Raw genomic sequence first — 20,290 nt, 5'->3', positions numbered from 1 at the left:
AATGAAACGAACGCAGCAACTAACCGCGATCATTGAGCGCGAAGGCGATGGGTATGTAGGACTTTGTCCGGAGCTTGATATCGCGAGCCAGGGCGACACCATCGAGACCACGCGGGCAAACTTACAGGAAGCCGCCGAACTGTTTTTTGAGACGGCGGATCCCACCGAAATAGAACGGCGCCGGCACTCTGAGGTGTTCGTGACGCGGCTCGAGGTCGAGGTTGGGTAGACTTCGCGTTCTTTCCGGACGCGAGGTTTGCGCTATCCTCGCAAAGCATGGCTTTCTTGAAGTGCGTCAACGGGGCAGTGCGTTGTGATGCAGAGGCGAGCCGAAGGGACGACCATCACGGTTCCGGTTCCTAATCATTCGGAGTTGAAGACCGGAACGCTAATGTCCATTATCAGGCAATCTCAATTGCCTCGCTTCCTTTTCGAGAACTAAAGGGTGCAAGACATACCTGCGGCTCACAAAATCACCCCCGGTCGCGGGATTAAGCCCGTGGTATCCTGTTCGGCAAACCTCACAAACATCATTTTCTTGTTTTGTCTGCGCCCCCATGGTGTATCTTGCTCGATTCCGGCCCGGTCAGGGTGAGGAGCAGGGTAGAAAAAAGATTGGAAGCAGAGGCAAAAGTGTTTCCAGATCGAGCGGGGACTGGATCTGATACTCACGATGCGGCTAAAAGCTCTGCGAGCGGCGGCATGGTTGCTGATTTCGGCGACAGCAGCTTTCTGCGGAGCTTTGCCAAGTCGAGCGCAAAGTGTGGCCTCGCAAAATCCGGCCTTACAAAATCAAAATCCTGCCTTACAAAATAACGTGCAGGCGGTTCCCTCGGCATCGGTGCAGCCGAACTTATTACATGCAACGCCAGTGGCGTCTCTCGCGTTGACCATACCGCGGCTGACGCATGCTCCGGCCCTTGAGGACTTCCTCAGCATGCAGCCGCAGGGGGAAATCGCCGAAAGTATGGCGAAGGCCACGGGGTTCACGCAGCGGTCACCGCACGATGGCGAACGGGTTTCCGAGCCCACTAACGCTTATCTGGGCTATGACCAGAAGAATTTGTATGTGGTGTTCGTGTGCTTCGACGACCCCCGGCGAGTGCGGGCGCGCATGTCTCCGCGAGAAGACATTTATGACGACGATCAGGTGGAAATCATGCTCGATACGTTCCACGACCGGCGCCGCGCCTACGCCTTTCAGACGACGCCGCTGGGCGTGCAGTGGGACGCGATCTGGACGGAGGCGGCGCGGGCCGAAGTCAACGGAAATTTCGATACTTCATTCGATACGGTGTGGACCTCGCGCGGCAAGACAACCAGCCGCGGGTATGTGGTGGAGATGTCGATTCCGTTCAAGAGCCTGCGCTTTCCGCCAACGAACGAGCAGGTGTGGGGAATCATTCTGTATCGCGGAATCCGGCGCAGGAATGAGGATTCGTTCTGGCCGCAGATTTCGAGGCGGCAGCAGGGTCGCCTGGGGCAGGCCGCGACGCTGTATGGGCTGGAGGGAATTTCGCCTGGACACAGCATTGAACTGATCCCTTACGGGCTGCTGCGCGGATACCGGGCGCTCGACACGCGCGATCCTGCGAATCCCTACTTTCAAAATGCCGAAGTGCAGGGCCAGCCGGGGATGGACGCGAAGTTCGTGATCCATGATCACTTTGTGGTGGATGCGACCGCGAACCCGGACTTCAGCCAGGTCGAGTCGGAAGATCCGCAGATCACAGTGAACCAGCGCTACGCGGTGTATTTTCCGGAAAAGCGGCCGTTCTTTTTGGAGAATGAAGATTTTTTTCGCACACCGATGGACTTGTTTTTTACACGCAGCATCGGCGATCCTTCCGCGGGAATTCGCCTCACGGGGAAAGACGGGCCGTATTCGGTTGGGCTGATCGCGGCAGACGATCGCAGTCCGGGGCTCGCCGTGCCCGACTTCAGCACATTCTCCGGCATGCGTTCATATTTCGCGGTGGCACGGGTAAGCCGCGATATCTTCGGGCAGTCCAGCGTGGGCGCGATCTATACCGACTGGGAATGTCCGACGACCGGCGAGTTCAATCGCGTCGGCGGCGTCGACACGCACTTGAAGCTGAATCCCAATTGGACGCTGGAGGGTCAGGCGGTGGTTAGTTCGAGCAGGCTGAGCTTGAACTGCGAAGCCAACCTTTATCCCTTTAGTTCGGGAAATGCGGGCCATGGCAACTATTACGCGGGACCGGCGCAGACACTGCAACTGCGGCGCGAGGGTCTGCACTTCGCCTACGAAGGAACGTACAACGACATCACTACGGGATTCGTGACGATTCCGGGATTCGTGAATCGCGTCGACATTCGGGAAACGAAGCAGGAGGCTCGTTACCGCTTCCGCCCGAAACGAGGGTGGGTTTTGAGTTGGGGGCCATCCCTGAACGTTCGTTACGATTTTGACCATACCGGCCTGCGCCTCGACACCGACTACGCTCCATATCTGTCGGTTCAAGGGCGGGGGCAGACGTTTATCTATGTGACCCCGTACGAAGAAACGCGGGAGCGGCTGCGCCCGCAGGATTTCTGCTTCTTGGGCTTCAGTTTGCTTTGTCCAGCAAACACGGCGAATCAGGACTACCACGAGCACCTCAGCGGTGCCACGGTACAAACCGGCTATTTCAAGAAAGCGACGCTGGCGGCCAACTACTACTGGGGAGATGGTACGAATTTTGAGGCGTCACCGAATGTGCCCCCGGCGATTCCGACGCCCTACAATCACCCCTTCCTGGCGCGGCAAGACACGGCCTCGGCTTCGCTGATATTTCGTCCGATGAAGCCGCTGAAAATTGAGAACAGCTATTTATTCGAACGGCTGCGAGCGAACAATGCTACCTACCTGTTCAGCCAGTCGCAATTTCCTGGCGCCGGGCGGGGAATCTTCAATGACCACATTTTGCGCAGCAAAGTGAACTGGCAGTTCACTCCACAACTTTCCGTGCGCGTGATTCTGCAATACAACGGGCTGCTGGCTGGGGCGCCGGCCTTGGGATCGCCGTATACCTATTTGCCCACTCAGAAGGAGCTCAATGCCGACTTTTTAATTACATATCTAGTGCATCCGGGGACTGCGATCTATATTGGCTATAACAGTGACCTGCAAAACCTGGATGTACAACCGGGAATAGGCGTGTTTCCTCGCGGGACTGGCTACCTCAACGACAGTAAACAGTTTTTCGTGAAGGCGAGCTATTTGTTTCGATTCTAAGAAAGCTGTCAGCTATCAGCTCTCAGCTAAAACGAGAAAGCTGTCAGCTTTCAGCTCTCAGCTAGAACGAAAGGGGTTTCGCTGAGAGCTGATGGCTGAGAGCTTTTGTTTGCTGAATCCAAGCGCAATCCGGTAGAATCTAATGGTCTGAATCGAGGTTGGAATCAACATGAAAGCAGCCATTCATCCCGCTTACAACGAAGTGCGCGTGCATTGCGCATGCGGCAACACATTTATGACGCGGTCGACGCATAAGGGCGATATCGGCGTGGAAATCTGCTCGAACTGCCATCCCTTCTTCACGGGCAAGTCGAAGCTGATGGACACGGCCGGACGCGTGGAGCGGTTCCGCCGCAAGTACGCGAAGGCAACTCCGGCGAAAAGCTAAACCCCTTCGCCACGGATTTGCACGGATTCTTGCGGATCAAAGAAATTCAGCCCCTGCTTTGGCAGGGGCTTTGTTTTGCATGGGCAGGTTAGAATTAGATCCGTGAAGAAGTTTTGGGACAACTCGGGTTCGTGTGAGGCGCACACTTTTGTCCGCCAGACCGCACTACAGAAGCTCGTTCCCGCAGAGGTTTCGATCGGGGGTGTCACGATTGCGCCAGCTACCGTCCTCGCGCCGATGGCCGGCGTTACCGACACCGTGTTCCGCCGGTTCATCCGCAACCTGGGCGGATGCGGGCTGATTATGACCGAGTTCACCTCGGCCGATGGTGTGCTGCGCAAGAAAGACCAGAAGGCCAAGCGCTATCTTCATTTTTACGAAGACGAGCATCCGATCTCGGCGCAGCTTTTTGGCAGCGATCCGTATGTGATGGCCGAAGCCGCGCGCATGGTCGAGGGGCTGGGCTTCGATCTGGTCGATTTGAACCTGGGATGTCCGGCGAAGAAAGTTGTGAAGTGCAACGGAGGCTCGGGGCTGCTTCGAGACCTACCGGCGATTGGCAGGATCTTCGAAGCGGTGCAGGCTGCGGTGAAGATTCCCTTTACCGTGAAATTCCGCGCCGGATGGAATGACGAGGAAATTGTCTGCGTCGAACTGGCGCGGATCGCGGAAGATTGCGGGCTGGCGGCGGTGGCGCTACATGCCCGCACGCGCGAAATGGGCTACAGCGGCAACGCGCGCTGGGAGTGGATTGCCGCCGTCAAAGATGCGGTGAAGATTCCCGTGATCGGGAATGGCGACATCCGAACGCCCGAAGATGCCGGGGCGATGGTGACACAGACGGGCTGTGACGCGGTGATGATTGGGCGAAGTGCGCCGTCGAATCCGTGGATCTTTCGGCAGATCGAGCAGTACTGTGCCGGGATAGGGAGTACTTATGGAAGGGCGGACGCCCTCGTCCGCTCCGAAGAGCCGGGGAACGCATCGCGTGCGGCCACCCCGGATGGGGGCATCCGGGGCTCCACGAACTTGCCGGCCTGCACGAAGATGTACGATCAGCCCTCCGAAGCCGATCGTTACCAGATGATCCGTACGTATTTTTCGATGCTGATTGAAGAGGAGTTGCCCGACGCGGTGGGGAAGATGAAGCAGTTTGCGTCGTGGTTCACGCACGGGGTGCCGGGCGGGGCGGGATTGCGCAAGGCTATTTATGAATCGAAGAATGCGCCCGAGATCCTGGCGCGCGTCGAAGAATTCTTCGAAGGAAAATTATGTTGCGCGGGTACTCTCGCCCGTGAAGGTTGAGAGCAACCCGCGCTGAGTCGCGCATTGTTGTCGAACATTTGTCGTCCAACACATTCGTGAAACAAGCTTAGGGCAGCACGGTGACGGCAACTCGCACTCCCGGGTGCCGCAGATTGAACAGATAGTATCCGCCGTCGACATAGTCGATGTAGCAGTCGTCGCTGTAAGCCCATCCGCCTGGCCAAGGCTGCGCAATTTCAAAGTGGTAACCGCCGTAATTGAAGCGCGGCCTGCCCTCGACCACTTCGACGTGACGAACTGCAAAGTGGTGTTCGCGGCCAAAGCGCTGCCGAAAATGTTCGTCTGAAATTCGACGGGCATGTTCGTCGTGCCTTTCTTCCTGCCGTGCTTCTTTCTCGTCGCGTCGATCATCCCGATGTTCGTCCTGGGCAAAGACGGGCAGAATTCCTGCAAACAGGAAGGCGGCACAAATCGCGCCAATGATTGGCAATCGTTTCATTGTTGAACCTCGCAGAGATTATTTTTCGTTGCCGGCGCATCTGCGCCGCGGTCGCGGAATCAGCTGACCTATTCCAGATGCGAATGGCCAAGATAGCGTTGCCGGAAAATGAATTGAGCCGTCGAGCCGCGGGAATTGGTACGAGCCGGTCAGACTTTTCTGGCAACCATTTTGCCGAGGTCGTCTTTTTCGACGTACGCCCACGGGGTAGTGGCATCGTGGGTGAAGACAGTAAGCCACTTCTCCGGGATCGCCTGCGCGTAGTATTGCTTTTTGCTCTCGATCGTTTGTAGAGGGTAAAGGTCGAAGCTCATGCCCCAGGTCAGGTCGATGTGCGCAGTAGTGGGCATGAGATCGGAGATGTAGCAGGCGGTTCGTCCCTGGCTCTGCACAATCACGGCTTGCATGTGGGCCGTGTGGCCGGGGAAAGTTTTGACAGAAACGCCGGGGACGATTTCTTCTCCGCCTTGCAGCAACTTCATCTGGCCGCTTTCGACCAGCGGGTCGTAGTTTTCGGAGATATAGCTAATGGCGTCGCGTTCGCTGGGATGGCGCGCGTATTGCCATTCGCCTGCGGGCGCGTAATATTGCGCGCGCGGGAACGTGGCGACGAACTTTCCGTTCGAGTCGCGGACAGTGTTCCATCCGCAATGATCGAAGTGCAGGTGCGAGTTGATGACGATGTCGATGTCTTCGGGGGCGATCCCGCCGGCTGCGAGATTTGTCAGCAGCTGCGCCGGCTGGCCGTAAAACTTGGCCATGCGGGCCGAGAGCTTGTTGCCCATGCCGGTTTCCACCAGCACGGTTTGTTTGCCGGTGCGGATGAGGAGCGAGTTCAATCCGGCAGTGACGTAATTCTTGTCGTCGGAGGCGAGTTTGCGCGTCCACATGATTTTGGGCACCACGCCGAAGAATGCGCCGCCGTCGAGCGGATAAGTGCCGTCGGAAAATATGCTGAGTTCGAAGTCGCCGAGCGTGAGCTGATGCATGAGATCAGTTTGCCACAAAAACCTAAAGGCTTAACCACAGAGGACATAGAGTCTCACAGAGGATTCCTCTGTTGCCCTGTCACCTCTGTGGTTAAGTTTTTGTTTATTCCTTCAGTTCGCGAATCCAGAGGTTGCGATAGCGCACGGAATGGCCGTGATCTTGCAGTTGTATCGGCAGTTTGTCGGGGCCCGATTTGTAGGGAGGGCGCTCGCCGTGGGCGGTGGGGCCGGTGAGTTCCACGTTGTCCTGCACGAGAACTCCGTTGTGCAGAACGGTGACGCGCGCGGGGCGGGAGAGTTTGCCGTCTTTGAAATGCTGGCGGTGAAAGATGATGTCGTAGGTCTGCCACTGCCCCGGTGGACGCGACGCGTTTACTAACGGCGGATACTGTCCGTAGACTGCCGAGGCCTGACCGTCGGCGTAAGTTTTATTCTCATACGAATCGAGCACCTGGATTTCGAACTGGCTCATCAGGAAGACTCCGCTGTTGCCGCGTTCCTGGCTTTCTCCCTCAGGCGGTGTGGGCTCGGCGAATTCGACGTGGAACTGGCAATCGCCGAAAGCCTCGCGCGAGGAAATGTTTCCGGTCTTGGCGACGACTTCCATGTAGCCGTTCTCGACCTTCCATTTCGCGGGCTTGCCGTCGGCGTCGACCCAGTGCGACAGATCTTTGCCGTCGAAAAGGACGACGGCATCGGAAGGAGGGCGACCGGGTGTTTCTTGAGTACTAGCGGTTCCCGGATCGATGACGGGCGGGAGCGGGCGGTTGGGGTCGTGGATTTTCCATTTCATCGTAGCCTGGGCTGCGCAGAGATGAGTGAGTGAAAGCAGAGCGAGCGAAATCAGCAGAAATCTTCGGTTCATGGGCGAGCCTCGTGAGTGCGCACCAATAATACGCCGATGTGCCGTTTAAGCTTTACTGTTTCCTCAGTCTTCTGAATAATCTGTTCGTCATGCAGCGGCCTCTGGGCGTTACGGCAATCGGGAGTTTGTGCTTCTTGTCCGGAGTCTATTTCTGTTCGTTCGGCGTTATGAGGCTGATTGCGCCCGGAGGGTTTGCAGTGCTCACGGTCGTGCCTTATGCATACGGGTTGAGGGTCGCGAGTCCTTACCTGACCCTTGCGATCGGAATCCTCTGGGCCTTAATCGGGTGGGGGCTTTTTCGGCTTCGCGATTGGGCGCGCTTTTCCGCGTCGCTTCTGCTAGCCGTTGGGATGGCTTGGGCGCTCCCAATGCTCGTATTGAGCAAAGTACACTTCGGCTGGCGAACGCTGGCTGTTTGCCTGGAGATTGTGCTGCGAGCAGTCGCGGCGTGCTATCTGATGGCTCCATCTATAATTGAGGCCTTCGCTTCAAAGAGAGTGGCTCCGTCGGCCGTTCCTCATGCACCTGCGGTGACGGACCGATTCGGAGGCAAATAGGCCGTCGAGCTTTGCTCGACCTGTCCGGGTCTGAGACCCGGGCCCACACAATCAAAACCCCCACCTCCCACACCCTTTAACGCTTTGCTTCGGCGGTCTCGCCTACTCTCTTGCTGACTTCGAATTTCATCTTGCCGATTCTTTTGTCGGCGTCGACCACGATGTGGTCGCCGTGCAGGACTTCGCCGTCGAGGATCTTCATGGCCAGAGGATCCTGCACCAGTTTTTGAATCGCGCGCTTCAAAGGGCGAGCTCCGAAGTTGGGATCGTAGCCTTGCGTGAAGAGCAAGTCTTTCGCGGCGTCGGTTAGCTCGAGCGAAATCTTGCGATCGGCGAGCAGGCGGCGGACGTCTTCGAGGCGCAATTCGATGATGTGCACCAGTTGTTCCTTGCCGAGCGGACGGAAGACGATGATGTCGTCGACGCGGTTCAGGAACTCCGGCCTGAAGCTCGCGTGCAGAGCCTGCAAAACTTGCTTCGAGGCATCTTCGAATTGCTGCTCTGAGCGCTCGCCTTCGCCTTGCAGGAAAGCCGAGCCGATGTTCGAGGTCATGATCAGAATTGTGTTCTTGAAATCGACGACGCGACCTTTGCCGTCGGTCAGGCGGCCATCGTCCATGATTTGCAACAGGATGTTGAAGACGTCGGGATGCGCCTTTTCGATTTCGTCGAACAACACGACCGCATAGGGACGGCGACGGACCTGTTCGGTGAGTTGTCCGCCTTCTTCGTAGCCGACGTAGCCGGGAGGTGCGCCGATCAGTCGGGCGACCGAGTGCTTCTCCATGTATTCGGACATGTCGATGCGAAGGAGAGCGCGCTCGTCGTCGAACAGAAATTCGGCGAGCGCGCGGGCGAGTTCGGTTTTGCCCACGCCGGTGGGCCCTAGAAAGATGAAGGAGCCGATAGGGCGTTTGGGATCGCTCAGTCCCGCGCGGGAACGGCGTATTGCGTTGGCTACGCGCTCCAGAGCCGCGTCCTGACCGACCACGCGCTGGCGCAGGCGATCTTCCATGGTGACCAGCTTTTTTACTTCGCCTTCGAGCATTTTCGAAACGGGGATGCCGGTCCATTTGGAGACGATGCGGGCGACATCCTCTTCGTCGACTTCTTCCTTGAGCATGCGCTGGCCGCCCTGGCTTTCCATTTGTTTGCTGAGCCGGGCGAGCTCCTGCTCGGCCTGCGGGATCAGGCCAAAACGAACTTCGGCGACGCGCTCGTTATTGCCCTTGCGCAGCTCGGATTGTTCTTCAACTCTTAGCTTTTCAATTTGCTCTTTCAGGGCGCGAACGCGGGCGATGAGATCTTTTTCTTTTTTCCAGTTCGCCTTCAGCGTATTGGATTTCTCGCGAATTTCGGCGAGTTCCTTTTCGATGATCGCCAGCCGTTCGCGGGAATATACGTCGTCTTCTTTCTTCAGCGCCTGCTTTTCGATTTCGAGCTGCGTGGCCTTGCGATCGAGTTGATCGATCTCGGTAGGCAGCGAGTCGATCTGGATGCGCAGCGAGGAGGCCGCTTCGTCGATCAAGTCGATGGCCTTGTCGGGCAGGAAGCGGTCGGTGATGTAGCGGTGAGAGAGCGTAGCCGCGGCGACGATGGCGGAGTCTTTGATGCGGACGCCGTGATGCACTTCGTATTTTTCTTTCAGGCCACGAAGAATCGAGATGGTGTCTTCGACGTTAGGCTCGCCGACGAAGACGATCTGAAAGCGGCGTTCGAGGGCTGCGTCTTTTTCGATGTACTTGCGGTATTCGTTGAGCGTGGTAGCACCGATGGCGCGCAGTTCGCCGCGAGCCAGCGCCGGCTTGAGCATGTTGGAGGCGTCGATGGCTCCTTCAGATGCGCCCGCACCCACCAGCGTATGCAGTTCGTCGATGAAGAGAACGATCTGGCCTTGCGAGTCTTCAATTTCCTTGAGCACCGCTTTGAGCCGGTCTTCAAATTCTCCGCGATATTTCGCGCCCGCGAGCATCGCGCCCAGATCGAGCGCGACCACGCGCTTGTTCTTGAGGACTTCGGGCACGTCGCCGGAGATGATTCTCTGGGCGAGGCCCTCGACAATGGCGGTCTTGCCGACACCGGGCTCGCCGATGAGCACGGGATTATTTTTCGTACGGCGCGAGAGCACCTGGACGACGCGGCGGATTTCTTCGTCGCGTCCGATGACAGGGTCGAGCTTGCCGCGGCGAGCCTGCTCGGTCAGGTCGCGGGCATAGCGTTCCAATGCCTGATATTTGGCTTCGGGATTCTGGTCGGTAACTTTCTGCGAGCCGCGGACGACGGTCAGCGCTTTCAGGATCGCGTCGTAGGTAGCGCCGTGCTGGGCGAGAATCTGCTGCGCGATGTCACGCTTGAGGTGCGTGATGGCCAGCAGGAGATGCTCGGTGGAAACATATTCGTCTTTAAAGTTGGCCGCTTCTTTGAAGGCCTGCTCGAGCAGCTTGTTGACTTCGGTGGAGAATGTCGCTTGCGCCGCTTCGCCGGAAACTTTGGGGAGTTTGTCGAGTTCGCGATAAACCTCGCTGAGCACGGCTTGCGGGCCAATGCCGATTTTTTCGAGCACCGGCGGAACGATGCCTTCTTTGTCTTCGAGCAAAGCTGCAAGCAGATGAATCGGGCGGAGCTCGGGATTGCCATGCTCGGAGGCTAGCTGGCTGGCGCGCTGTACGGCTTCCTGCGCTTTGACGGTGAATTTGTCCCATCGGATTGGCATCTTACCTCCCGATCATAGCCGGCTAGATTTCTGATGCGTGTCAAATCGAAAACGTTCCTTTGAAATCATCAGGCCAAACAACATTTGTTTTCTCGCCGATCGCAACAAAGGGCGCCTTTGATGACTCCATTCGCCTTTAGTTCCTCCACTACGTGCGACGCCGCAGTCTTCGCATCGACGACGAAGCAGAAGATGTTCATCGTTCCACTCCCGATATCTCCACCATCGCAATGTCCGAGCCCCTTCCAACCCAGGCACTCGTTCATGAGTCCTTCAACTTTGACGCGTTTTGTCGAGATCGTTAACGTCTCCCATTCCATCGATCGGATATTGGATGACAAGTCCCTGCAGCTTGCTGGCCGGGACTTTCCAATACCCTTCCGCTTTGGGTTTTTTCGCTTCACGTTCAATGATGCTGTTTGAATTTTCTCCGCTTCGTATCGGAATGTGGCGCGTCTCGCCATTCTCGCCCACGCTGTCTATGAATCGTGACTTCGCTGGCGGCGCTCCATGCTTCCCAAGTAGCGGCCGTCTTTGTAGAGCTTAATCATTTGCAGGCGGCTCTTTCCGGAAAGAATCTTTCGTGCTGGCGTCCATCTCTACCTGGCGCCTTAGTCCGCTGGCAGCAATCGCTAAGCTGCGGTCACGGAGCTTTTCGAGAATCTTTATCTTCTCGGTGAAGCTGAGCGCGGCCATCCGGGCGCGCATCTTCGGTTTACTCATTTTGTCCCGTCCAAATATTTGCGTTCAAACTGGCTCCACTTCGAATTCAGCCCGTAGCATTCAAGAATGCTGTGCAGTGCTTCTCGATTAACTGCGCCCTGTTCGACGAACTGCAGAATTCGGTTGTGATCCTTCGATCGGCCAGTCCGCAGAGCGATGGCAATCAGGTGTTCGGCAGACATCACCCAAGTAGGGACGCCCTCGACTTCCGTCCTAACAGCCTCTGCGATAGCTTCCTGTTCCAACTGGCTGCTAGGCGGAAGAAACTGAACTGGCCAGCCGCCGATCACGATGTATTCATCTTCAACCTTGCCGCCGTGCGACTTGAGGTAGTCGTAGATCGGAGCCAAGCTGAGCAGCAATCCGCCGGACGCCGTCGGGAGCGTGACGAAAATATCTAAGTCAACCGTAGCGGCGGGCTCTAGATAAAACGTCGCTCCCACAGCTCCTCCGATGGCATATCTTCCGATAATGTCATCCGCCTGCATCCGGTTGATCGCTTCCAGAGTTTCCTTCACCAACTCATTGTCCGCCAATTCTGAGAAAACTGCCAAGCAGCCGAATGAATATGAAACAAGTTCGGAAGGGTATAAAGCGGCCTAAGCGGTGGAGCGGAGGCGAAGCGGGGCCGTCTGGAATACTGGCGCTCGGCTTCGCCCTTCGACTTTGCTCAAGGCAGACTCTCGGGGGACGGCGACCCTCATTCCACATGAACTGTGCGATCTGGACAGTGGCTCAGGGCTTGTGCGGGGTCAGGTCGCAGGCGTGCTTCACTTCATCCAGATTGAGGCCTGCGGGCGAGAACTCTGCGATCGCGTAACCGGTCCGGGTTTTAATTTCCACATTGAATACCTGGGCGCCGATTGCGCCACGGATTGTGCCCTTATCCATGGAGAGGAAACGGCCGCGAACCCAGTTCCAGCCCTTATTTTCATGGTATCCGTCGATGCGGACCCGGACTTCCATTTTTGGCTGGCCCCAGAAGCCAGGATAGTCGGGGCGTCCAAGACGGGCGCCGGGGTTGAAATCGGCGTAGGAGTACTTGCCGTCGGTACAGATCATTTCCACACGTGGTTTGTAGTCGGGATCTTCCTTGAGGTAGTTGTTCGAAAGCAATTCGAAGCGGACTTTCTTGGCGCCCGTCATCTTGTCTTCCGATTTGAACTCCATCCAATTGCCGCCGGCGCTCACGCCGTCATTTTCACCCTGATAAGGGCTCATGGCGCCATTTTGAGCCAAAGCGGAAGCGGCAAAAAGCGTCAGGCCGGCCAGCACAGCAATTACAGACTTAGGGGCACGAGTGGCCTTGCAAAACAAATGCGATCGGTTCACGATTTCCTCCAGACAGATATCCCTACCTATATTCAACACCGCAGGGACGAAAAGTTGCGGGAAAAACCGGGATCGCTACTTAAGATTGACCTTAAGATCGAGGTACACTTGGGGACGATCGTCGAACTGGCTGACCGATTTGGCATCGCTCTTTTTGCCTTTGTACTGCGCGTAAACCTCGTAGTCGACGGCAGTGGAGAGGGCCGGAAATCGGTACGTGCCGTCGGCGCCCACGATGTAAGTCTTTACCGAACGAGTACGCGTGTTGGTCACGTAAACGATGGCATCGGGAAGAGGGTTATCCTGCGAATCGAGCACTTTTCCGAACAGCAAGCGCCCGACAGCCTTGTCCTTCTTGTCCGGTGGCGCACCAGAGATGGCCGGCAAAGCCAGTATCAACGTGCAGGCAATAACCAAAAAGTTCAGGACGAAGCGTTCGCGATTCATGCTGGAGCTATTGTCTCACGGCATGCGCCCGGGGAGCATGCGCCTAACGGCCCAGACCATGAGCACATCGACATTAGCAGACCAGCATTAAAAAGTTAGATGCAATCCGGTGTCTTCGCGTTCGTCGTTGTAGATGTGGACGGTAACTTCCTGGACCAGGCGAAGCGGCTTGCCCTCGACAGTCTTGAGACCTTTCAGATCGGCCGAGAGGATGTAATCGGACTCGCCGGCGGGAACGCGCTGGGCGAATTCACCCATGTGGTCGGAGTAAAGTTGCCACTTGGGCTTCTTATCTTTGGCGCGGCGGATTTTCACCGGGACGCCGTAAACGGGATGATCGTCAGGCCCCCAGACCGTGCCCGCGATCAGAGCATAGGGTTTGCTTTTGGGCTTTGAGGCAGCGAGCAGAGTAGTCTCGGGGCTAAGGCTCGGCAAGAGTAGTGCGAGCAGAGAGAAAGCGATGGCGGACCGTTTCGCGAACGTTTTTTTGATGTGCGTGTTTTCGAACCAGCCCGTGGAGCTAGAATTCACCGTCTTCGCTCTCCTCGACCTCTTCTTCCTCTTCTTCTACGTAGCCTGCTTCTACAGCTTTCAACTCCAGCGGACTGGCAGTGATCACTTCAAAGTCGGTGCCACACTCGGGACATGAAATCACTTCCCCTTCGTCCACATCGTCCTCTTCGATATCAAGATTGGTTTCGCATTCGGGACATAGAACCATAAAGCCTCCCTCGCCGATTAGAGCCTCCTGTTAATATTTAGAGTCTCCCCGGTCGTTCGGTCAAGGGGGAGAAGCCGGGGACGGGAGATTTTTCAAGGAATCGGGAATCGCCTTCTGGGTGTGGGATTTGTCTGGACGGAAACCATCAAGCCATGCTCCATTTCGGCGGAATCCTACGCATCGCGCCAGAGCGGTGAGGAGCCTCGGGGAAATCCCCACTTCTTGCGCAGAAGCCGCGCCACGGAATGAGGCATCCAAGTAGAATTGGTTGGGAGATAGAGAGAAGGTATATTCGTGCGGCGAACCGGCGAACCGATGACTTTGAGTCTGCCCCCGTTCACCAAAGCGGTGACGTGGCTGCTGGGAATTAACACGGGCATTTTCCTGCTGCGATATCTGTTGGAACTGATGGGACTGCCGGCTCGGGGCTTTGCCATTGTTTATCTTTCTCTGATTCCGCTTCAGGTTGTCGGACACGGTTGGATCTGGCAACTGGTGACCTATAGCTTTATCCACTTCGAATTCATGCACTGGTTCGGAAACATGCTCGGCCTGTGGATGTTCGGTTCAGCGTTCGAAGGAGCATGGGGCACGCGGCGGTTCGTGGAGCTTTATTTTTTCGGCGTCGTCGGAGCGGCGATAACGACAATTGGTTTTTCCTACGCGCACGTGCTTGGGGGAAATCCAGGGACGCCCACGGTGGGCGCCTCGGGTGGCGTCTTCGCGATTCTGATCGCATTCGGCATGCTGTTTGGGGATCAGGAAATCATGATGATCCCGTTTCCTTTCCTCATCAAAGCGAAATATTTTGTGGGGATCCTGATCGTAGTAACGCTGGCTTTCGCGATGGCCGGGGGCGGCAATGTGGCTTATGTCGCGCACCTCGGCGGATTGCTCTTCGGCTGGCTTTACGTGCGGCGTGGGCCGAAACCGGCGATGGCGAATGTCAGGTTCGCGGAGCGTTACTACGGCCTGCGCAATTCCTACTACCGCTGGAAGAGGCGGCGCGCGGCGAAAAAGTTTGAAGTGTATATGCAGAAGACCGAGAACCGCCAGGTCCACTTCGACGAGCACGGAAATTACATTCCTCCCGATGACGACGTCCGAAAAGGCAATGGCGGGGGCAAGTCGGGGTGGGTGAACTGATGCTCGATCGCTTCCGCGTTCGACGAACTATTCACGCCCTCGCATACTTGTCATCCTGAGGCGTGCGCGAAGCGCAGGCCGAAGGACCTTACGACCGAATCGATAGAAAAGGACGCAGCGAGGATTCCCGCAATGCCGTCACCCGCGAGTTCTTTGAAACGCACCGAAACCGCAGGCCGTCGTAAGGTCCCTCACAGCGCCGCGGCTTCCGCTCGCGGCCGCTGTTCAGGATGACATTGGTTTCCTTCAGCGTGGGAAGAAGGCGGTGAACTCGGAGAATATCCGCTTGGGCAATTCTTCTTGTTTTGTCTTACCTTTAAATCCCAGGTCGTGACCGGCGTTCTCTACTGGTAGCAGTTTCGTCTTGGCCGGAATCATCTTGATTGCCTGTTCTAATTCTGCGATGGAGCCGAAGGGATCGCGTGTGCCCGAGACGAAAAGCGTGGGCGTGCGCAGCTCCGGAAGATGCTGGGTGCGCTGCTGTTGTGGCTTTCCGGGCGGGTGCAGCGGATAGGAGCACAGCAGCAATCCTGCCACCAACTCGAGGTCTTCCTTTGAGAGCTCGGCGCAAAGCATGCTGGACTGACGTCCACCGTAGGAATGACCGCCGAGAAAGATTGAGCCCGTGACGATTTTGTTGAGAGCGAGGACGGCATTCTTCAGCCCGGCGCGGTCGCGCGCTGCGTCGCTGGGTCCGGGCGGGCCGAAGGATCGCGACTGGCGGTAAGGAAGATCGCAGCGCAGCACGGTGAATCCCGCGGCGCAAAAAATCTCGGCGAGCGCGATCAGCAGCGGGGCTTGCGCGTTCGAGCCGGCACCGTGGGTGAGGACGAGGCCGTTGCCGTTCGATACGTCGGGCGAGTGCAGGTAGCCCTGTACTTTGGGATCAGCTGAGCTGTCAACGAACGCGCGAATAAGGGACTGAGGCAAAACGTTATTTTAAACCCTCATGGGATTCGGCCCTGCCTGATGGCGAGTGAGTGAAATGGCGATATTTTCGCCGGTTGGCTCACACGGGCTATCGCCTCATTGGCCCAAAGTCCTTTCGGGGGGTTGATTGTCACGGAAAGAGATAAAGTCTGCGTCGATGCCACCAAGCATCCGTGCTGCTAGGTTAAAGCATATGACCAGTGTCATCGCCGTCACCATCCCGTTAGCGCATAAGCGGCAACGGTGCCCAAGAAGAGGAGCACGTTGTACATCACGTCAGTAGTGCGGTGGAAATGGAAATTGAAACTGAAATCGACCATCGGCGCGACTAGACCGACCGGCAAAGTGAGATACTGAGCTTTACTAAGACAGTACGTAATCCAAAATGAGGCCCCGAATATTGCATAAATTGCGGCCACGATTTTGGCGATTGGCTGAATCCTCAAGGCCACAATTTTCATTTCAGCACCCCGCCCAGTATACGACGTAACGATTCGTTGATGTTAACAGGCGATTGCAGTCACAACCGATCCCCTTAGCGGTGGCTACTTCGCCGTATCCAACGATACTTCGGTAAGGGTCTCGTACACTTTCACAATTTGGATTTCATTGCCCAGTCTTGCCCAGCAGCGGAGCATATCAGGGTCTTCCAGTGCGGATTGGCGGGCGGCTTCCGAGGTCCAGTGGCGGACTAGAACATAATGCGATTCGTGGTCACGATAGAGCTGGTCGCGTCCGTAGCCTTTCGCGGTCAGGATGGAGCTGAGCTCGCGAAGCGTGGCCAACGACGCGGCTTCCATGTCAGGAGCCGGCTCCCAGATCGCCACCGAGAGTATTTCCTGCGGCATACGTGGGAATTATAGCTGGCGACAATTCCCACTTCTCGCAAAATCGGCGAGAAGTCCGGGCACCCAAGATTCAGGTTTTTTTCTTCCTCGGGTGCGCCTTCTTCGGAGCTTTTTTGGCATGCTTCTGCGGATGAGCGATACTCTCGGCCTCTTCGTCAGTGACCACGTGCAGGCGCATAAGATTGGTTGAGCCCGACGACTGGCGCGTGCCGGCGACCACTCCCAGAACGTCTCCGGGTTTCAGCACACCGCGCCGGACCAGGTCCTGCTCGGCCATAGTCACCATCTGCTCCGCGGAATAGGCCTGGCGGCAGCGCACCGGATGCACTCCCCAATACAGATTCATGCGCTGCACCACGGGGAGGCTGTGAGTAAAGCCATAGATCGCGACTTTGGGGCGATACTTCGAAATCATGCGTACGGTGTTGCCCGACTCGGTGAATACTGCGATCGCGCCCATGGGGAGGTCTTCGGCGGAGTGGGCGATCGACTCGCAGATGGTTTCGGCGACCGAGAGTCCGCTGTGCTCGCGGCGCCGGCGGAACTGTAGGAAGTCCGCCATATTGCACTCGGCTTCGATCGCGATGCGCGACATAATCGCAACCGATTCGCGGGGATACTGGCCGCTGGCGGTTTCGGCGGAGAGCATGACGGCGTCGCTGCCGTCGAAAATTGCGTTGGCTACGTCGCTGGCTTCGGCGCGTGTAGGTCGCGGGTTTTCTATCATGGATTCGAGCATCTGGGTCGCGGTGATCACGGGCTTGCGCCACGCCGCGGCGCGGCGAATTACGTGCTTTTGAATGACCGGAACTTTTTCCGGCGCCATCTCAACGCCGAGATCGCCGCGGGCGACCATGACTCCGTCGGCAGCTTCGAGAATTTCTTCCAGATGATCGATGGCTTGCGGCTTTTCGAGCTTGGCGATGACGGGAATATCGCTCTGGTGCGAGGCGATAATTTGTTTCCCCATGCTGACGTCGGCCGCAGTGCGCACGAAAGAGAGCGCGACGGCGTCGACTCCGTGATGCAGGCCGAATTCGAGATCCTTGCGGTCTTTTTCGGTAAGCGCAGGAATCGACAGCGCAACGCCGGGAAGGTTGATTCCCTTATGTTCGCCCAGCATTCCGCCATTGATGACGTCGCACAACACATCGTCCCCGCGGACACCGCGCACGCGGAGTTCGATCAAGCCATCACTCAGCAGGATGCGCGCGCCTGCGATGAGTTCTCGCGCAAGGTCGGGGAACGTAGTGCAGATGCGCGTCGCGCTGCCCGGTACATCCTGCGGTGTAATGGTGACGACCGAGCCGGTTTTCAGTAAGACAGGCTCGTGACGTTCCAGGATCCCGGTGCGGATCTTCGGGCCTTGCAGATCTTGCAGGATGCAAACAGTGCGTCCTTCACGTTCGGCGGCGCGGCGCAGGCGCTGGATGTTTTGGGCGTGATCGTTATGAGTGCCGTGAGAAAAATTCAGGCGCGCGACATCCATTCCGAGGCGGAGCAGATCGCGCATGGCGGCTTCGGAGTTGCAGGCGGGGCCGATAGTGCAGATGATTTTGGCGCGGCGGGAGGGCGGCGGCCCGCCTACCGAAGAAGTTACTTCGCCTGCGGACTCTCTAAGGATCTGTTTTTTCAATGGCTCATCCTACTGAGGGAATCGAGAGCGTGGGACATGTGTTTGCAGGAGGCAGGTGGAAATGCGAGCAAATGTTGAGCGCACACGATCCCCGATCTGCGCTTCGTACTTATCAGCCAGCAAATCTTTTTCTCGCAGGGATTCCGGGGCCCAGTATTGCCGCTCGTCGCCCAGAGGCAGTTCGTCGCACTCGCTGCGAACACCGATCAAAAATCTAAAGTCCTCCGGGCTAATTCTCTTCTCGAGGCTCTGCGACCCGTGGAGGACCGGCACGATCTGGCGAACCGCCAGGAGAAGTCTAATCCTTCCCTCTGTGGCATCGTTTACCAGTTGCAGTATGCGACTCATTCCGTGCTCAACGAATTCTTCGGCACTCATGTGTTCGAGATCCATCGTCATGCGTTCATTCGTCGCTTTAGTTGGTGGCTTTGGGGCCGTTGATCGCCGTGAGTTCTTTTCCCAGCATGGCTCTAGGGAATAGCAAGGCATTGAACTCCGCGCCCACCAGAACAACCAGGGAAATCAGATACATCCACACCAGCAGCGCCATGGCCGCGCCGAGCGAACCGTAGATGGTGGCGAAGTCGCCGAAACTTTGGAGGTAGGCGCGAAATCCAACGGTGACGGAGAACCACAAGATGGTCGCGAGCATGGCGCCTGGGATAACGCTGTGCCAGGGCTGCGTGCGCGGGACCGCGTGATGATAGATCAACGCAATCACCGCGATGCTCGTCAGAGTGGCGACCAGCCACCGGATCCCACCCCAGAGCAGGAGCACGTAAATGCTGAAATCAGGATCGATGTAGGAGAGAAGGCGAGTTTCAAACTTGCTGCCAACCGCAATAAGAATCGTCGCGAAAGTCATGGGAACCAGCGCGAAGACGACGAGCAGGAATGCGATCAGCCGTTCCTGCACCAGGCCCCAGGTTTTCGGCAGCTCGTAGCAGCGGCGGAAACCATCCATCCAGGAGATCATGACGCCGGATGCCGTCCACAATGTGACTACGGAAGTCGTGGTGAGCAAGCCCGCCGAATGCTGTGCCGCTCCCTTCATGTAGCTGAGCGCGGTGTTGGTGCCCGCCGGGAGGATGCTGCCAAGGGCGTAGGAGATTTCCCGCAAATAGGGTGCGCCTTTGCGCCAGTTGGCCAGGCTTGATCCGATGATCAGCAGGACGGGGAAGAACGTGAGGATGGAGGAATACGCTGAGGCCTTCGCGGTGGCAAAGGCGTCGTGGACAAAGGCGCGCCAGAAGGCGAGCCTGAGAAGGCGGAAGAAGCGCAGCATGCTTGCTCCTAGCTTAGGGCCGGGAGGCACTGGGCGCAAAGAGGCAAGTTGGTGGGGTTCTTCTTTAATACCCGGCAATCGCTGAGGACTGGCGTGCATTCGTAGTAAGTATTAAAACCACTCCTAAAGCAAGTTTGGGGGCGAAGTAAATTCGCCCCCAAGGCCTGCTTCAGTTTGACTATTCGGCCGCGGAAGGTAGTTCCGCGGGCAGGTCGTCGGTTTCGCCCTCGTGACGCATCATTTCGAGAGCGCGTTCGGCTTCCTCGTAGGCCGCCGAAACTTCCGCCTGTACCTTGGCTGCGGCCTCTTCCATTTCTGGCGAGAGGCGCACGTTGCGGTAGTACTCCATGCCGGTGCCAGCGGGAATGAGCCGTCCAACGATGACGTTTTCCTTCAAGCCGCGCAGGTGGTCCACCTTGCCCTGAATTGAGGCTTCGGTGAGCACTCGCGTGGTCTCCTGGAACGACGCCGCCGAGATAAACGAATCGGTCGCAAGCGAAGCCTTGGTGATTCCGAGCAGCAACGGCCTGCCGGTTGCCGGCTTGCCACCTTCACGGATCACGCGATCGTTCTCCTCGCGGAAGCGGAACTTGTCCACCTGTTCCTCGAGCAGGAACGTGGTATCGCCCACGTCTTCGACCTTTACCCAGCGCATCATCTGGCGGACGATCACTTCAATGTGCTTGTCCGAAATGTTGACGCCCTGC

22 protein-coding genes are annotated in these 20,290 nt (G+C 57.2%); 5 read left to right on the top strand and 17 right to left on the bottom strand.

Annotated features, from left to right (window positions below; translation table 11 throughout):
* Window position 1: 1 nt before the first annotated feature.
* From VGM18_13560 to dusB, 4 genes are all read left to right on the top strand, one after another.
* The gene (locus VGM18_13560; GenBank protein HEY3974028.1) at window positions 2-229 is read left to right on the top strand and encodes a type II toxin-antitoxin system HicB family antitoxin; all 228 of its coding nucleotides are present in this window, start codon (window positions 2-4) and stop codon (window positions 227-229) included.
* A 642-nt stretch (window positions 230-871) separates the two neighbouring features.
* The gene (locus tag VGM18_13555) at window positions 872-3,238 is read left to right on the top strand and encodes a DUF5916 domain-containing protein (protein ID HEY3974027.1); all 2,367 of its coding nucleotides are present in this window, start codon (window positions 872-874) and stop codon (window positions 3,236-3,238) included.
* Between the two features lie 169 nt (window positions 3,239-3,407).
* A complete protein-coding gene (gene rpmE / locus VGM18_13550) occupies window positions 3,408-3,626 on the top strand; it encodes a 50S ribosomal protein L31 (GenBank protein ID HEY3974026.1) in 219 nt (72 codons plus the stop codon).
* A 195-nt stretch (window positions 3,627-3,821) separates the two neighbouring features.
* The gene (gene dusB, locus VGM18_13545; protein ID HEY3974025.1) at window positions 3,822-4,931 is read left to right on the top strand and encodes a tRNA dihydrouridine synthase DusB; all 1,110 of its coding nucleotides are present in this window, start codon (window positions 3,822-3,824) and stop codon (window positions 4,929-4,931) included.
* Between the two features lie 67 nt (window positions 4,932-4,998).
* Here the strand turns inward: dusB and VGM18_13540 are convergent, their stop codons facing one another.
* The 11 genes from VGM18_13540 to VGM18_13490 all read right to left on the bottom strand — a co-directional run bounded on the left by VGM18_13540 (window position 4,999) and on the right by VGM18_13490 (window position 13,738).
* Window positions 4,999-5,391 carry a hypothetical protein gene (locus tag VGM18_13540; GenBank protein ID HEY3974024.1) on the bottom strand — a complete coding sequence of 131 codons (393 nt, stop codon included), beginning with the start codon at window positions 5,389-5,391 and terminating at the stop codon, window positions 4,999-5,001.
* 149 nt (window positions 5,392-5,540) lie between these two features.
* Window positions 5,541-6,380 (bottom strand): MBL fold metallo-hydrolase, encoded by an 840-nt coding sequence (locus VGM18_13535; protein ID HEY3974023.1) that lies wholly within the window; start codon window positions 6,378-6,380, stop codon window positions 5,541-5,543.
* A gap of 103 nt (window positions 6,381-6,483) precedes the next feature.
* Window positions 6,484-7,245 carry a DUF1080 domain-containing protein gene (locus VGM18_13530; GenBank protein HEY3974022.1) on the bottom strand — a complete coding sequence of 254 codons (762 nt, stop codon included), beginning with the start codon at window positions 7,243-7,245 and terminating at the stop codon, window positions 6,484-6,486.
* Between the two features lie 633 nt (window positions 7,246-7,878).
* The gene (clpB, locus tag VGM18_13525; protein HEY3974021.1) at window positions 7,879-10,515 is read right to left on the bottom strand and encodes an ATP-dependent chaperone ClpB; all 2,637 of its coding nucleotides are present in this window, start codon (window positions 10,513-10,515) and stop codon (window positions 7,879-7,881) included.
* Between the two features lie 273 nt (window positions 10,516-10,788).
* Window positions 10,789-10,989, bottom strand: coding sequence for a hypothetical protein (locus tag VGM18_13520; protein HEY3974020.1), 201 nt, complete (start codon window positions 10,987-10,989; stop codon window positions 10,789-10,791).
* 69 nt (window positions 10,990-11,058) lie between these two features.
* Window positions 11,059-11,238 (bottom strand): hypothetical protein, encoded by a 180-nt coding sequence (locus tag VGM18_13515; GenBank protein HEY3974019.1) that lies wholly within the window; start codon window positions 11,236-11,238, stop codon window positions 11,059-11,061.
* Entirely contained in the window at window positions 11,235-11,792 is a 558-nt protein-coding gene (locus tag VGM18_13510; GenBank protein HEY3974018.1) for a hypothetical protein, read from the bottom strand. Before VGM18_13510 ends, VGM18_13515 begins: the two co-directional genes overlap by 4 nt.
* 181 nt (window positions 11,793-11,973) lie before the next feature.
* Window positions 11,974-12,513, bottom strand: a complete 540-nt coding sequence (locus VGM18_13505; protein ID HEY3974017.1) for a hypothetical protein — start codon at window positions 12,511-12,513, stop codon at window positions 11,974-11,976.
* A 132-nt stretch (window positions 12,514-12,645) separates the two neighbouring features.
* Window positions 12,646-13,017: a carboxypeptidase-like regulatory domain-containing protein gene (locus VGM18_13500; GenBank protein HEY3974016.1), complete on the bottom strand. Its 372-nt coding sequence runs from the start codon at window positions 13,015-13,017 to the stop codon at window positions 12,646-12,648.
* Window positions 13,018-13,104: 87 nt separating this feature from the next.
* Window positions 13,105-13,548, bottom strand: a complete 444-nt coding sequence (locus tag VGM18_13495) for a hypothetical protein (protein HEY3974015.1) — start codon at window positions 13,546-13,548, stop codon at window positions 13,105-13,107.
* Window positions 13,538-13,738, bottom strand: coding sequence for a hypothetical protein (locus VGM18_13490; protein HEY3974014.1), 201 nt, complete (start codon window positions 13,736-13,738; stop codon window positions 13,538-13,540). Before VGM18_13490 ends, VGM18_13495 begins: the two co-directional genes overlap by 11 nt.
* A 294-nt stretch (window positions 13,739-14,032) precedes the next feature.
* Between VGM18_13490 and VGM18_13485 the strand changes: the two genes are divergently transcribed.
* Window positions 14,033-14,884, top strand: a complete 852-nt coding sequence (locus tag VGM18_13485; protein HEY3974013.1) for a rhomboid family intramembrane serine protease — start codon at window positions 14,033-14,035, stop codon at window positions 14,882-14,884.
* Window positions 14,885-15,130: 246 nt separating this feature from the next.
* Here the strand turns inward: VGM18_13485 and VGM18_13480 are convergent, their stop codons facing one another.
* From VGM18_13480 to VGM18_13455, 6 genes are all read right to left on the bottom strand, one after another.
* Entirely contained in the window at window positions 15,131-15,814 is a 684-nt protein-coding gene (locus tag VGM18_13480) for an alpha/beta fold hydrolase (GenBank protein HEY3974012.1), read from the bottom strand.
* A 212-nt stretch (window positions 15,815-16,026) separates the two neighbouring features.
* A complete protein-coding gene (locus VGM18_13475; GenBank protein ID HEY3974011.1) occupies window positions 16,027-16,275 on the bottom strand; it encodes a hypothetical protein in 249 nt (82 codons plus the stop codon).
* Between the two features lie 84 nt (window positions 16,276-16,359).
* Window positions 16,360-16,662 carry an antibiotic biosynthesis monooxygenase gene (locus tag VGM18_13470; GenBank protein ID HEY3974010.1) on the bottom strand — a complete coding sequence of 101 codons (303 nt, stop codon included), beginning with the start codon at window positions 16,660-16,662 and terminating at the stop codon, window positions 16,360-16,362.
* Between the two features lie 70 nt (window positions 16,663-16,732).
* A complete protein-coding gene (gene pyk, locus VGM18_13465) occupies window positions 16,733-18,298 on the bottom strand; it encodes a pyruvate kinase (protein HEY3974009.1) in 1,566 nt (521 codons plus the stop codon).
* 415 nt (window positions 18,299-18,713) lie between these two features.
* Complete coding sequence (locus VGM18_13460; protein ID HEY3974008.1) at window positions 18,714-19,583, bottom strand: YihY/virulence factor BrkB family protein; 870 nt, start codon at window positions 19,581-19,583, stop codon at window positions 18,714-18,716.
* Between the two features lie 178 nt (window positions 19,584-19,761).
* The coding region (locus VGM18_13455) for a DNA-directed RNA polymerase subunit beta' (GenBank protein ID HEY3974007.1) at window positions 19,762-20,290 on the bottom strand (529 nt) is incomplete at its 5' end.

It is taken from the genome of Candidatus Sulfotelmatobacter sp. (genome assembly GCA_036500765.1).
Classification (GTDB): Bacteria; Acidobacteriota; Terriglobia; order Terriglobales; family Acidobacteriaceae; genus Sulfotelmatobacter.
This window is presented reverse-complemented; position numbering and strand designations above follow the sequence as displayed.